Below are 13,356 nucleotides of genomic sequence, written 5' to 3'. Positions count from 1 at the left end.
ATTTATGTTCGCACCTGAAAACCAAGCTGGGCGATGGTATCGCGCGCCACTGGCTCTGCAAGTTCTAAAAATTGAATGTGTGTGCTGAGCAACTCTCGGCGCAATGGATAGGTTTTCCGCAACCGGTCAAAATACTCAGCCTGATTGACGGCCTGACGCATTCGCTCATCATCATTACGGACATCGTACACTGCTTGCACCAGTTGCTTGAGTATCGATTGCTTCGGTGCTCCAGCCAAAATCATCGCGGCCAAATCGGGCGGCGGTAATAAAGCCTGTACATCGGCAGGCGCATGACCATGCAAGTTAGCCCAATGATCGTAGACAATACTGGTGCCAAACGCCTTACCTTCTTGAGAATAGCCGGCGATGTGCGGTGTCGCGATATCAACCGCTCGGAGTAAATCCTGATTCGGATTCGGCTCGTTTTCCCACACATCAAGTACCACTGATAGTTGGGGATGCGTGGCCATATGTTGCAACAGGGCGTGGTTGTCGATCACCTCTCCGCGGCAAGCATTAATGATGATGGCATTGGGTTTGAGCAACTCAAGTTGGCTCGGACCGATTAAATGAAACGTTGGATGCTCGCCATCGCGCTGCAAAGGCACGTGAAAGGTGACGATATCCGCTTGCTGCAGCAATTGATTCAGTGGTGTCGATTGAAAATCGGGCTCCGCAGCCGCTCGCGGAGGGTCATTGACCAGCACCTGAAGGCCAAGCGCTTGTAACCGAGGCAGCAAACGCTTGCCAATATTACCAATACCAACCACGCCCATGGTCAGGCCCGCTAACGTTAATTGGCGCCGCTCGGCAATCAGTAACAAGCAACTCAGCACATAGTCACAAACCGCATACGCATTACAGCCTGGCGCATTGGTAAAGGCAATGCCCTTATCGCTGAGGAATTGTTGATCAATATGATCGGTGCCGATGGTGGCGGTACCGACAAAGTGAAGCTTATTGGCTTTGCGCAATAACTCGGCATTCACTTTGGTGACGGAACGAACCAGCAGCACATCAACATCAACCAACATGTCAGCGCCAATATCACGCCCAGGCGCCCGAATGACCTCGCCAAAGGGCGAGAATAACTCCTCGACATAAGGCATGTTCTCATCGGCTAGAATGCGCATGATTGTTTATCCATCTAGAAGTCTAAAAATCAGGGCGAATGTATGCTTTTTTAGTTCGCCTGTCCAGAACGCCACAGCACCATTAAAACTAAAAAACCGGCCAGATGGCCGGTTTTGCAAGGCCAACGATAGCGTTAGCTGTACTTTTTGAAAACCAAAGTGGCGTTAGTACCGCCGAAGCCAAAACTGTTTGACATCACTTGAGTCAGCTCGGCGTCTGTTGGTTCGGTCACAATGTTCAGCCCTTGTGCGGCTTCATCGAGATTTTCAACATTGATTGATGGCGAAACGAAACCATTTTCAACCATTAACAACGAGTAAATGGCTTCGTGAACACCTGCTGCACCAAGGGCGTGGCCCGACAATGACTTAGTGGCGCTAATCATTGGCGAGTTGTCACCAAAGACATGTTGAATGGCTTCCAACTCTTTGACATCACCAACTGGTGTCGAGGTACCGTGAGTATTGAGGTAGTCGATTTTACCGTCAGTGGTGCTCATCGCTTGTTGCATACAGCGGATTGCGCCTTCGCCAGACGGAGCCACCATGTCGTAGCCATCGGATGTCGCACCGTAACCGACGATTTCAGCATAAATTTTGGCGCCACGAGCAAGTGCGTGTTCGAGTTCTTCGACCACAACCATGCCGCCGCCGCCGGAAATAACAAAGCCATCACGATCGGCGTCATAGGTACGTGACGCTTTCTCTGGTGTGTCGTTGTACTTGGTCGACAACGCGCCCATGGCATCAAACTGCATTGCCAACGACCAGTGACATTCTTCACCACCACCGGCAAAGACCACGTCTTGTTTGCCCAGCTGAATCAATTCCCAAGCATGACCAATACAATGGGCAGAGGTCGCGCAAGCTGAACTCATGGAGTAGTTGACGCCTTTAATTTTGAATGGCGTTGCCAGACAAGCAGAAGTGGTACTGCCCATGGTTCGAGGCACCATATAAGGGCCAATGCGCTTGACGCCTTTTTCACGCAGAATGTCGGCAGCCAACACTTGGTTTTCTGAGCTGGCGCCACCAGAGCCGGCCACTAAACCGGTGCGGACGTTAGATACTTGCGCTTCAGTTAAACCGGAATCTTCAATGGCTTGACCCATGGCGATATAAGCATAGGCAGCGGCATCACCCATAAAACGCAGTGCGCGACGGTCGACATGTTCCTTGGTATTGAGTTGCACATCGCCCCAAACCTGGCTGCGCATACCCATTTCTTTGAACTGTTCAGATGCGCGAATCCCTGATTTGCCCGCACGCAAAGAAGCCAAGACTTCCTCGGCATTGTTACCAAGACTCGAAACAACGCCTAAACCGGTGATAACGGCTCTTTTCATTGATAATTCCTGTTTAATTTAGAAACCTGCTGGTACAAAAACGCGTGAATTGTAATTGTATTCAGACTCTATACTGGTCTGCTTTGCTTACAATAAAGTTACACGTGTACGCTAATTTGTCGGTTATAGTAGCGCCACTTTAATCGCCATGCCACGCTAATATGAGTTCTGAACAGAAAATTCACTCTGCCAACCTACATTTCAACGCCCACGGCACGCCAGTTGCAGAAGATTTCGATGACGTTTATTTCTCTAATGATGACGGCCTTGCTGAAAGCCAATATGTATTTTTAGCGGCAAATAACCTACCCAGTCGCTGGCGAGCGCACAGCTGTAACTCATTTACTATTGCCGAAACGGGTTTTGGTACTGGCCTTAACTTTCTCGCCAGCTGGCAGGCATTCGATGATTATCTTAGTCAAGGTTCAGCAAACGGCGCACAACAACTGCATTTTATTTCGTTTGAAAAGTTCCCTCTGACCAGTGCTGATCTCGCAGCAGCTCATCACCACTTTCCCAACCTAGCGCAATACGCCAAGCAATTGCAGCAGCATTTTCCAACTGAGCTGCGCAGTGGTTGCCACCGATTAAGCTTTGACCAAGGTCGGATCATTTTAGATTTATGGTTGGGCGATGTGAATGAGGTCATGCCGAGCGTACCGGCTGACTCCAACGGCATTGTCGATGCTTGGTTTCTAGATGGTTTTGCGCCCAGTAAAAATCCGCAAATGTGGCAGCAGAGTCTATTTGATCAAATGTTTCGGCTGTCGCGTTCTGGAGCTTCGGTAGCAACGTTCACCGCCGCAGGATTAGTGCGCCGAGGCCTAGCGCAAGCGGGCTTTACCGTGAAGAAACAACCCGGCTATGGCAACAAGCGCGACATGACCATTGCCAGCAAAGCAAGCCTGCAAACTCCTGCAGCTGACACCACGCGTCAAACGGTTGCCATCATTGGTGGCGGCTTAGCGGCATGCTTAACCGCATGGAAACTGGCGCTTGCTGGCAAGCAGGTTGTCTTGTTGTGTGCCGATGAGCAGCTTGCCTCGGCCGCGAGTGGTAACCGCCAAGGCGCGCTCTACCCGCTATTGACGCCGCAACCCGGTGAATTGTCGCAATTCTATTGGCAGGCGTTTGATTTTGCCCGCCGAGACTACCAGTGGCTAACGGCTCAGACAGACACGATCCGCCACCAGTGGAGCGGTTTGTTGCACCTCAACAGCAATGAGGAACTGACTCGCAAACACGCCGCCATTATTAGCCAGCCTTATCCAGCAACGCTAGTGCAGGCCGTCGATGCCGAACGAGCCAGCGAACTGGCCGGCATCGATATCCCGCATGATGCCGTTTATTACCCAAACGCAGGTTGGTTCTGTCCTGGCGATATCTGTCGGTTTATCGGTGGTTGGCTGCTCGCAAAGGGGCATGATGTTCACTTGGGTTGGCGAGTCGACGACATTGTCAAAACGGGTGAACACTGGTTATTGCAAGGCGATCAGACGATTGAGGCTGACCAAGTGGTTATTGCTGCAGGCATCGACTCGAATGGCTTTCATGTCAGCCGTCATTTGCCCATCAGCGCAGTTCGCGGGCAAGTCAGCCATGTCCCTGCCACGGCTCAAAGCACACAGCTAAAAACAGTGATCTGCCACACCGGTTACTTAACTCCTGCTGGCGGTGGAGATTGGCGCAGTCATTGTATGGGCGCGACATTCTCACGCGACAACAGAAGTGATGAACTGCTCGATGACGACCATCAAATCAACCTTGAGCGACTGCAGCAAGCCCTGCCAGAGTCGCAATTGACTCAGCAGTGGCTGAGCTCCCCAGCCGAGGGCCGAGTCGGCTTTCGCGCAGTGCTGCGCGATCACTTTCCCATTGTTGGGCCAATTCCCGACTGGGAATCTGTTGGGGCCTTGCCACAAACGACGCCACTTTCCGAACTGGCTCAGCAGAGCGGCTTGTATGTGATCTCCGGCCTCGGTGCTAGAGGCATCTGCTCTGGTCCTCTCGCCGCTGACATCATCACTAGCTATATCTGTAATAGTAGTCAGCCAACTTCACAGGCTTTATTGGATGCAGTCCACCCAGGGCGATTCGTCTGGCGTCGCTTGAAGAAAAACCGCCCTTTGTTTGATTAGTCTTGATGATCCAATTCCTACCCCGCGTTCGACCCGATTATTTCAGGGTTCAATGTTCAATGTTCAACAACGGGTAACCAGCTGTATCAGCCTTGTGTTCTTGGTAGTCCGCGATGACATAAAGAGGCAGCAAATAATGCACAGAGGTGCTTCAGCCGACATGGATGTGCTTGAGCGTCAGCATGGGGTGAGATTTGCTATCGCCAAAGCTCGCTTTCGCTTGAAGCGAATTTTGGGTGTAAATTCCACCCGCACGCTGCCACAGCTCCAGACAAAACCTTCCGCCAGTGCAAAGCAAATCTGCCAGCATTCCACTAAAAATTTCCAGACGGCCAATAAGCAAAGCCCCGACAAACGGGGCTTTTGATGAGAGATCACTCGGGCTCTAGAAAACAAAAAACCTATTTACTCTGCCCCTTTGAGCTCTTTGGATTGTTCTCTATTATTTCGGATAGCTCAATGGTCAGCACCAAATCACACTCACCATAAGATATGTTTAGGGAGGACTTTGCCGCCAACTCATTAGAAAGCAGGAAGTAATACATATTAAGGTTCTTTTCGCTATCTACTGACTTCAACTCTGTATAAAAGTCAAAATCACTTTCAAAACTCGAACCTATAAGAATCGATACCGCCTCTAAGTCGGAGCCATGTAACTTCTGTTGTAGAAATAACGAATAAGCTGAAGCAGCTCCTTGAACTTGTCTTTCAATCCGAAAAATATTGGCATATTTTTCGGTGTTTTTGTTAGCAAAGCCTTCCGCATCAATACATGAATTAGCTTTTGCGAAGAAACCTGCCATTGCTAGAAACAAATAAAATTTTGCCACACTTTTTCTCGACATTAAGCTGATCTTCGTGGGCCGCCGAATCGGTTTGCATAAAGCGGCCAAGCTTTGGATTGTAAATCCTTGCTTTGTAATAGAATTATCGGAAACAGGCTCCCAACATTCTATTTCTTGAAGGAGTAACTAGGTGGGTCGCCTTGCTTCAATAGGTCAAACTATCCCAAAACCCCATTGATGGTCTCTATGCTCAAAAACATCTTAGCGATGTCGTCGCGGCTTCCGTCATCAAGCCGGGTAAAGCCTAGCGAAAGGTAAAAGTCGGTGGCACCGGGGTCTGCATCCAAATATAAGCCATATATACCGATCACTTTCGATGCGCGATGCACTCGGTGGAGAGCATCAGACATCATTTTCCGCCCTATACCTTGCCCTTGAAGACTATTGTCAACGCCAAGCATTACTAAGCGAACACAAGGGACGTCCCTTGGTAAGCTCCCGCCAGATAGCTTCTCCATATCTGAAGCAAGTAACTTGAAAGAAGTCAGCGTGTAAAAAGCACAAAAGCGTTCATTGTTGTCACAATCCAAAAGAACATAAGCTTTCGAAAATTGTTGGCTCACCTGCTTTTTTAACGAAGAGCGAACAAACTTGTTAATGACTCCATGTCCGCAATCAAATTTTTTCTGTTGATAGTACGTCTTAGTTGAATCGTACTGCTCTAAGACAAATCGACTATCGCTCACTGAACATCCCTTCAGATAACAAGCCATGCAATGCTTTTGTTGGCTTATTTGGCTTAGACAAAGCTGCAAATAGTGCCTGCTGCTCTGATTGCCTCAACTTCATTTGCTCTACAACTTCCCTTGCTTCTCTGAGCGCAGGCTCCATGATAAATGTCGTCATATCGACACCTCTCAGGATTGCCGCCTGAGACAACAGCTCTTTGTTCTGTTGTGTTGTTTTCAAATCAAGTCGAGCATCTTTTTTCAGTGATAATGCTGTCATGACAAACTCCTATACGGGTATTGTACGTATCAACCCTACGAGTCTAGCAAAGCAAATATATACGTTCAACATACGTACATAGAACTGTCAAGTTCACAACTCCAACCGGTTTTGAATCATCGCGAAAGGACATTGTTTGCTGCCGACTTAGGGCTGATTGCTTTGGCAGCGGGCCTAGCTGCATCAAGTATCCAATATCAAAGACGCCGAGAAATCATCCCTGATGGCTCCACTGCAGCTTCCCTGCTGCAGAGGCTTTGATATTGGACACTTGATTCCGCTTTGGACAGCTCCGCACCTTTTTCACTTAGGGCCCAACTCCAACCAGCGTTCGAACCGGATGTGCAGGCATTCCCTTGAGTGACAGCAAACCTCGCACCTTGCTGCTTCAGGCGGCATGGATGCCGCGTGCAGAGCGACACATGGATGTGCTTGAGCGTCAGCATGGGGTGAGATTTGCTATCGCCAAAGCTCACTTTCGCTTGAAGCGAGTTGTTAGCTGCCTACTTCAAGGTTCTATTATCTACAGCATGCAACCAGCTGCAGAGGCTTTGATATTGGATACTTGCTTCCGCTTTGGGCAGCTCCGCGCACTTTTACAATGCTCGCTGAGCGTAAAAGAGTCAGGTAGTAATGTCTGGCGAAGAGCTTCCGCAGCACTGATGCTGCGGCAGAGCTTACATGGAAGTATTCACAGCGTGTCTGAGTGAGACATTGCTGCCTGACTCTTGGCCCAAAGCCGCGAACAGCAGACTAAGCTGGGCTCGATAACGGGTACATGACATAATCCCGATAACCGGTAACGACGCGAATGTAGCCTGACAACTGCTGATCAAGTTCAACATCACCGGTATCAGCAATCAAAGGCCTGCCTTGTAACGACTGTAACTTGGATTTAGTAGCCACAACGATGATGTTATCGATGCCGATTAATCGAATCAGCTCTGGCGATAATTGCTGATTACCACGGCCAAATACATGACCCTGCCCGCCGATCACGGTGACAACCAACTTACAAACCTGTCCAGACGCTTGCGCTTGTGTCACATGAGCAATCAGCTCAGCAGCAGTTTGATCAGCAGCGATTAATTCCTGCTGCGCAACGATATCAACGCCCAGCAAAGTATTGTCTAACTGCAACAGCTCCATCACCGCCGCCACAGTCGAGCCTGAGCCCATAATCGCCAAGCTGTCGTCAATCAAGTCAACCACCTCAGCAGCAATGTCAGCAAGCACTAACTCATCCGATTCCTTGCCACCCGACTTGACACTCTGCACATACCGTAAATCATCCGGAATCGTCATCTCGCCATAACGCTTGGCACGCACGACACCATCGCGAAATGCCGCCTCGTCAATATCCATCACGTTCGCTTCAACCAAGCTGAGCAGTTCACCATTAACCATCTGCTCAACCATTCGGCCTGCCGCAATCGGCGTCACCGCATAAACCCCACTGTGAATTTTGCAGCCAGCCGGAATCCCTAAAACTGGCGTGTTTTCATTAACGTGAGCACAAATGTCTCGGGCGGTGCCATCGCCACCAGCGAATAGCAATAATGCCAATGGTTGCTGCTGACCATAGTCGTTGAGGGCGTCAATAAAGCCGTGGGTATCGCTAGCTAGACTCGGCTGCTTTGGCTGAAAAATAACGTTTGTTTCAAACCCCATTGCCATTAAACAGTCTTGGCCCATTGCGCCCGCGGGGCAAATAAACTCAATCCGTTCGGCATAGGGTTGCAGCAACTTGAGGGCCTGCTCGACACGTTGCTGGGCCAGCGGCACGGCACCTTTCGCTAGTGCTAGCTTGACCGTATCTGCGCCATCACTGCCCTTTAGAGCGACGCTACCGCCAATGCCGGCAAACGGATTGAGCATAAAACCAATGGGCAGCTTAGCGCTCATACATCCCTCGATAATCAAAGTCGGCGAGCGACAACTCTGCAGTTTGATAGGCGCTTTGCAGCGCTTCGATCCATTGTTGCGCGCGCGGCGGAAAACCAAGGTTGAGGTAGTCTCGCACTTGATCATAAACCCGATGCTGGAACCCCAGCCGATCAGGCTCAACGCCATTAAGGTTATCAGTGCTCACTCGAAATGGTCGTCCCGATGCCACCATAAACGCCCATTCAATGGCTTGTGGCTTTACTTCAACCTGTTCAAATTCAGCTTGTTGCCGCGCATCTCTGCCATCAGGGCAGTACCAGTAGCCATAGTCTTCGAGCTGACGGCGCTGCTCTCCTGCCAAACACCAATGTGCCAGCTCGTGCATGGCACTAGCAAAATAACCATTGGCAAAAATGACTTGGGCAGGTTGCTCGGCCGTTGCGGGTAAGTACAGCGGCTCGTCATCGCCTTTGACTAAAATCGTGTTCAAGGCGCGAAAAGTCTGGTTGAATAACGCAACCAAAGGTGCGGTTTGTTCAGTATCGGTTAATGGCAACAATCTATCCTCTGGGGCGAACACACAAACTGCCCCATAAGCGCGTATTCTATGTTGCCTGCTGCTAGCGCCTCAACTAGCAACTTCAATTTGCTCTAAGTTTGATACAAGGACTTTGTTATGACGACTACCGTCGCATTTCTCGGCCTCGGCGTCATGGGATTTCCCATGGCAGGCCATCTATCCAAGCACTTCAACGTCAATGTTTACAACCGAACCACCAGCAAGGCGCAAAACTGGGCCGAACGCTATTCTGGTAAAGCATTTGAAAACCCACGCGATGCGGTTGTCGACGCTGATTTTGTTTGTGTTTGCATTGGTCGCGATCAGGACGTGATCGAAATGATGGAAGCGCAAAGTATTGCCTCGGTAATGAAACCGGGCACCATTGTCATCGATCACACCACCACCTCAGCGCTATTGGCTGAGCGCATGTCTGCGCTGGCCGAACAATACGGTATTCATTATCTCGACGCGCCGGTATCTGGCGGCCAAGCAGGTGCTGAAAATGGCTGTTTAACGACAATGGTCGGCGGCAACCTTTCCGCTTATGAAAAAGCACTACCGGTGATGCAAGCTTATTCGCAAAAAGTGGCACACATGGGCGCATCGGGTGCTGGTCAACGAACCAAAATGGTCAATCAGATTTGTATTGCTGGCCTATTGCAAGGACTCTCAGAAGCCATGCAATTTGCCCAACAAGCCGAACTTGATGGCGATAAAGTGCTCGATGTCATCAGCAAAGGCGCGGCGCAAAGCTGGCAAATGGAAAACCGCGGCCACACCATGCTCAAAGGCGAGTACGATTTTGGCTTTGCCGTTGATTGGATGCGCAAAGATTTGGGATATGCCATCGAAGAAGGCAACCGTAACAATAGCTTGTTACCTGTCACCGCGTTAGTTGACCAGTTTTATGCTGAAGTTCAGGCAATGGGCGGCGGCCGCTGGGACACTTCGTCACTGATGGCCCGTTTGGCAAAAACTCAATCTTAATAGCGTAACCCGCAAACGCCCTCCTCAACTATTCATTCAATGGCGCAGAACCTTGCTCTTGCGCCATCGATGGCTCCCCAAACGAAATTGAGAAAAATTCTCATTCAATTGACCAAGAACAAAAAACAAGATCTTCATCACAATAAAATAACAAGCAAATAACACGCATTCCCATTTGCATTTGATTGCCATTGTGCATTCCCACTGAAGCTCTTGAGCAAGGATCCCATTCGTATGCCGTTTAAGTTGTCGCTGCTACCCAAGGCTATTATCACCAGCCTGTCTATCACTACTCTCGTGCCCGTTGCTGTCGGCGCACAAGCCAACCAATCTGCTGGGGCGGATCAATCTGTCGAGGTTATTGAAGTGCGCTCCATCCGCCATAAGCTGGAACAAGCTGGGCGACTCAAAGATGTCATTCAAAAAACCGAAGTGCTCGATCAGGTGATGATCGAAAACAAGAATGCGCTGTCGCTGTCCGATGCAATCAACAACGAGCCGGGCGTCAATGTCTCTAATGAATGCTCGATGTGCGGTGTTAAGCGGGTCATGCTCAATGGTATGAAAGGCGAACACACTACGATTCTGGTCGATGATCTGCCAACCCATACCTTGATTTCTGGTTTCTACGCTGTCGATGCCATTGCCACTACAGGCATCGATCGTATCGAGGTGGCGCGTGGCGCAGGTGCCTCTTTGATTGCGCCGGAAGCAATTGGCGGCACGGTCAATATCGTCACCAAGCAAGCCTATGACAACGCAGCGCAATTTGACGTATCCAAGGGCTCCCACGGCTACACCGCGTATAAAGCCAGCGCCACCGGGGTTTCGGCCAGCGGTACCACGGGCCTCACACTAATTGCCCAATATGACACTCAGGATCAGGAAGATCATGACGACAACTATGTGTCAGAGGCGCCATTCCACGAAAATATGTCGCTCACCGCACTGGTTAGCCACGACATCAACAACAGCAACAACGTCCAGATCCGAGTATCGCAGGTCGAGTCAGAAATATTTGGCGGACCGGTGCTGGGCAAGAACGCCGATTCCATTGGCCAGGTTATCGCCGGTTACGATGGCATCGAATCGGAGCAGTTATTTGCTGACGATGATGTTCGTCAATTGTGGGTTGCGAAACCATGGGAAACAGCTGAATGGATCGATACCTCTCGCGAGGAGGCTTACCTAAAATGGCTGACTGACATTAACGGCGAGTTAGCATCTGAATTTGCGGTCAGTTACGCCAAACACGATCAAGACTCGTTCTACGAAGGTATCGACTATATCGCCGAAGATACCATGTGGTATGGCCGAGCTAAATTTGACTGGCAGTTGAATGATCAGCATTTCTTGACCTTTGGTATCGACAGCCGCATGGAAGAAATGCGCTCGAAAACGGATGCCCTGGAAAGCGTCGAGGCTTATGTATCGGACTCGTTCGATTACGACACCTATGGTGTTTTTGTGCAAGATACTTGGACGCCGTTGGACGATCTTGAAGTTGCCCTCGCCCTCCGTATCGATAAGGTTGAGGCCGACTTTATTGACGATAAAAAGCCAGGTACTGAGATTGATGAAACCTTTGTCGCGCCTCGTCTCGACATGCGCTATGACCACAACGAAAACTGGACATCTCGATTTTCCATGGGCCGAGGCTATCGAGCACCACTGTCATTCTTCGAAACCGACCACGGCATCCTTGATACCGCCCTGGGCTATTTGATTGATGTCGATAAGCTCGAAGAATCACTATCGGCCAACTACGCCCTGAGCTTTGATAACCAGCGACTGGCAACCACAATCTCTGTGGCCTACTCCAATGTGGAAAATTTGGCGGCTCTGGATGAAACCGACGATGGCATTCCAATTCTGACTCAGCTCGATGATGACGCGTCGGTCACCACTTTTGATTTGGTCGTTGGCTATAACATCACCGAAAACCTTCTCATCAATGCATCGTTTGAGCACTTTGATCACAACGACGAATTCAAATCCTCGTATGCCATTGCGCCTGTTGAAGATCGCGCGTCGTTGGATATTGAATGGACCACCGATTATATCCATGTGTTCTGGTCAACCGTTTGGTTCGGCAGCCGTGATTTAACTGAGTATGGTTATGAGGGTTACAACATTCTTGGTGATAGCAGTTCAATCAAGCCAACTGATGCACCGGCCTACTCGGTGACTGATGTTCGCTTAAAAATGCCACTAAAGCAGTGGCTGGGGAACGACGCAAGCCTCTACACGGGCGTTTCTAACCTGTTTGAATACACCCAAATAGATGAAGGCGAAACGCCATTATTCTGGGATGCCGATGGCGGTTACGACGTTGGCTACATCTATGGCCCGCTCCACGGACGAGAGTTCTATGCCGGTTTTGAAATCAAGCTTTAAGTTTCTTGCCTTTTACTGGTCAGTGATTGCGGTGTGGGCGCCAGCTCATGCGGCAATCACTCAGCCGCTCGATGATCTTCGCCGAGCCGCTTCGGCGTCATTGACTCCGAATGAGTCGGTGGCTTCCATCGCGATGGTGTTTCAACCCGATTGCGCTTGGTGTAAGAAGCAAGGTCAAACCATGGCAGAGCTACAACACCGCTGCAATAACCAGCTCAACATCGCCATTGTCGGCTACAAAGCGAAGTACCGAGAATTACGCCGAGAGCTCAAGCACTTTGACCAAGCTCTTCCCGCATTGGCTGCCGACCGTCGATTTCTTGCTGCGGTTGAGGGCGTTGCTGCGACTCCCACTACACTGTTCTTCGACCAGAACGGAGAGCTGCTGCTAAAACAGCGCGGCTACATGAAGCCCGAACAGCTGCGCGCCGCCGCCAATGCGTTGGCGAAGACAGATTGTGCAGCAGAGCTTTTATAAATGTACGCGGAGTTGTCCAAAGCGGAATCAAGTATCCACTATCAACCAACGAACACCCAAACGGCACCAAACATTGCCCCTCGGTGACGCTCGAGTCCATCCATGGAGCGCTCTACACCCGACATCCATGTCGGCTGAAGCACCTCTGTGCATTATTTGCTGCCTTTTTAGCTCGTTATGGACTCTGGCGATAACAAACCTCACCCATGCTGACGCTCAAGCACATCGCTGTGTCGCTCTGCATGCGGCAAGTTGCGAGATTTGCTATCGCTCTAGGTGAGGACAGCACAGACGATTCAAAAGCAGCTTGGGAGTTGGATTGTCGAGCTTCTGCCGCAAGGATGCGGCAGCAGAGCCTATAGGGACATATTCACGGCGTCTCGACTGGGTAACTCGCAAGCTGTGAAAACACTCGTTTCAGTGGAGCCATCAGGGAGGATTTCTCGGCGCATTTGATAGTGGATGCTTGATGCAGCTATCGCCTGCTTTGGGCAGAGAGTCAGGCACCAATGTCTAACTCAGACACGCTGTAAATACTTCCATGTAAGCTCTGCCGCAGCATCCTTGCTGCGGAAGGTCTTCGCCAGACATCATTACCTGACTCTTTGAGGCTCAGCTGGCATTGTAAATTT

The 13,356-nt window shown here is 50.2% G+C and carries 11 protein-coding genes; 4 read left to right on the top strand and 7 right to left on the bottom strand.

Annotated elements, in window-relative coordinates; genetic code table 11:
- Positions 1-2: 2 nt before the first annotated feature.
- Together IC617_RS12650 and fabB are read right to left on the bottom strand one after the other, a co-directional pair.
- Positions 3-1,136, bottom strand: a complete 1,134-nt coding sequence (locus IC617_RS12650; protein WP_191145354.1) for a 4-phosphoerythronate dehydrogenase — start codon at positions 1,134-1,136, stop codon at positions 3-5.
- 134 nt (positions 1,137-1,270) lie between these two features.
- Complete coding sequence (gene fabB / locus IC617_RS12645) at positions 1,271-2,482, bottom strand: beta-ketoacyl-ACP synthase I (RefSeq protein ID WP_191145353.1); 1,212 nt, start codon at positions 2,480-2,482, stop codon at positions 1,271-1,273.
- A 161-nt stretch (positions 2,483-2,643) separates the two neighbouring features.
- Between fabB and mnmC the strand changes: the two genes are divergently transcribed.
- Positions 2,644-4,620: a bifunctional tRNA (5-methylaminomethyl-2-thiouridine)(34)-methyltransferase MnmC2/FAD-dependent 5-carboxymethylaminomethyl-2-thiouridine(34) oxidoreductase MnmC1 gene (mnmC, locus tag IC617_RS12640; protein ID WP_191145352.1), complete on the top strand. Its 1,977-nt coding sequence runs from the start codon at positions 2,644-2,646 to the stop codon at positions 4,618-4,620.
- A 401-nt stretch (positions 4,621-5,021) separates the two neighbouring features.
- On the opposite strand, the gene IC617_RS12635 is transcribed toward mnmC, so the two are convergent.
- The 5 genes from IC617_RS12635 to IC617_RS12615 form a co-directional block, all read right to left on the bottom strand.
- Positions 5,022-5,465, bottom strand: a complete 444-nt coding sequence (locus IC617_RS12635; protein ID WP_191145351.1) for a hypothetical protein — start codon at positions 5,463-5,465, stop codon at positions 5,022-5,024.
- 158 nt (positions 5,466-5,623) lie between these two features.
- Positions 5,624-6,151, bottom strand: coding sequence for a GNAT family N-acetyltransferase (locus tag IC617_RS12630; RefSeq protein WP_191145350.1), 528 nt, complete (start codon positions 6,149-6,151; stop codon positions 5,624-5,626).
- On the bottom strand, positions 6,141-6,413 hold the full coding sequence (locus IC617_RS12625) for a type II toxin-antitoxin system TacA family antitoxin (protein WP_191145349.1): 273 nt from the start codon (positions 6,411-6,413) through the stop codon (positions 6,141-6,143). The genes IC617_RS12630 and IC617_RS12625 overlap by 11 nt, the downstream gene beginning before the upstream one ends.
- A 753-nt stretch (positions 6,414-7,166) precedes the next feature.
- A complete protein-coding gene (locus IC617_RS12620; protein WP_191145348.1) occupies positions 7,167-8,318 on the bottom strand; it encodes an ATP-NAD kinase family protein in 1,152 nt (383 codons plus the stop codon).
- Positions 8,308-8,856, bottom strand: a complete 549-nt coding sequence (locus IC617_RS12615) for an elongation factor P hydroxylase (RefSeq protein ID WP_305080175.1) — start codon at positions 8,854-8,856, stop codon at positions 8,308-8,310. The genes IC617_RS12620 and IC617_RS12615 overlap by 11 nt, the downstream gene beginning before the upstream one ends.
- Positions 8,857-8,976: 120 nt before the next feature.
- Here IC617_RS12615 and IC617_RS12610 point away from each other — a divergent pair, with 120 nt between their 5' ends.
- From IC617_RS12610 to IC617_RS12600, 3 genes are all read left to right on the top strand, one after another.
- Positions 8,977-9,849 (top strand): NAD(P)-dependent oxidoreductase, encoded by an 873-nt coding sequence (locus tag IC617_RS12610; protein WP_191145347.1) that lies wholly within the window; start codon positions 8,977-8,979, stop codon positions 9,847-9,849.
- 234 nt (positions 9,850-10,083) lie between these two features.
- The gene (locus tag IC617_RS12605) at positions 10,084-12,246 is read left to right on the top strand and encodes a TonB-dependent receptor plug domain-containing protein (RefSeq protein WP_224745979.1); all 2,163 of its coding nucleotides are present in this window, start codon (positions 10,084-10,086) and stop codon (positions 12,244-12,246) included.
- Positions 12,221-12,724: a thioredoxin family protein gene (locus IC617_RS12600; RefSeq protein WP_191145346.1), complete on the top strand. Its 504-nt coding sequence runs from the start codon at positions 12,221-12,223 to the stop codon at positions 12,722-12,724. The genes IC617_RS12605 and IC617_RS12600 overlap by 26 nt, the downstream gene beginning before the upstream one ends.
- The last annotated feature ends 632 nt before the right edge of the window (positions 12,725-13,356 follow it).

This window comes from Neiella litorisoli (assembly GCF_014773395.1).
In the GTDB taxonomy this organism is placed as follows: Bacteria; Pseudomonadota; Gammaproteobacteria; order Enterobacterales; family Neiellaceae; genus Neiella; species Neiella litorisoli.
This window is presented reverse-complemented; position numbering and strand designations above follow the sequence as displayed.

Bases quoted from the DNA above. Each gene is read 5' to 3' on its own strand.
- IC617_RS12650 (WP_191145354.1), bottom strand. From the start codon at position 1,136: ATGCGCATTCTAGCCGATGAGAACATGCCTTATGTCGAGGAGTTATTC.
- fabB (WP_191145353.1), bottom strand. From the start codon at position 2,482: ATGAAAAGAGCCGTTATCACCGGTTTAGGCGTTGTTTCGAGTCTTGGT.
- mnmC (WP_191145352.1), top strand. From the start codon at position 2,644: ATGAGTTCTGAACAGAAAATTCACTCTGCCAACCTACATTTCAACGCC.
- IC617_RS12635 (WP_191145351.1), bottom strand. From the start codon at position 5,465: ATGTCGAGAAAAAGTGTGGCAAAATTTTATTTGTTTCTAGCAATGGCA.
- IC617_RS12625 (WP_191145349.1), bottom strand. From the start codon at position 6,413: ATGACAGCATTATCACTGAAAAAAGATGCTCGACTTGATTTGAAAACA.
- IC617_RS12620 (WP_191145348.1), bottom strand. From the start codon at position 8,318: ATGAGCGCTAAGCTGCCCATTGGTTTTATGCTCAATCCGTTTGCCGGC.
- IC617_RS12610 (WP_191145347.1), top strand. From the start codon at position 8,977: ATGACGACTACCGTCGCATTTCTCGGCCTCGGCGTCATGGGATTTCCC.
- IC617_RS12605 (WP_224745979.1), top strand. From the start codon at position 10,084: ATGCCGTTTAAGTTGTCGCTGCTACCCAAGGCTATTATCACCAGCCTG.
- IC617_RS12600 (WP_191145346.1), top strand. From the start codon at position 12,221: ATGCCGGTTTTGAAATCAAGCTTTAAGTTTCTTGCCTTTTACTGGTCA.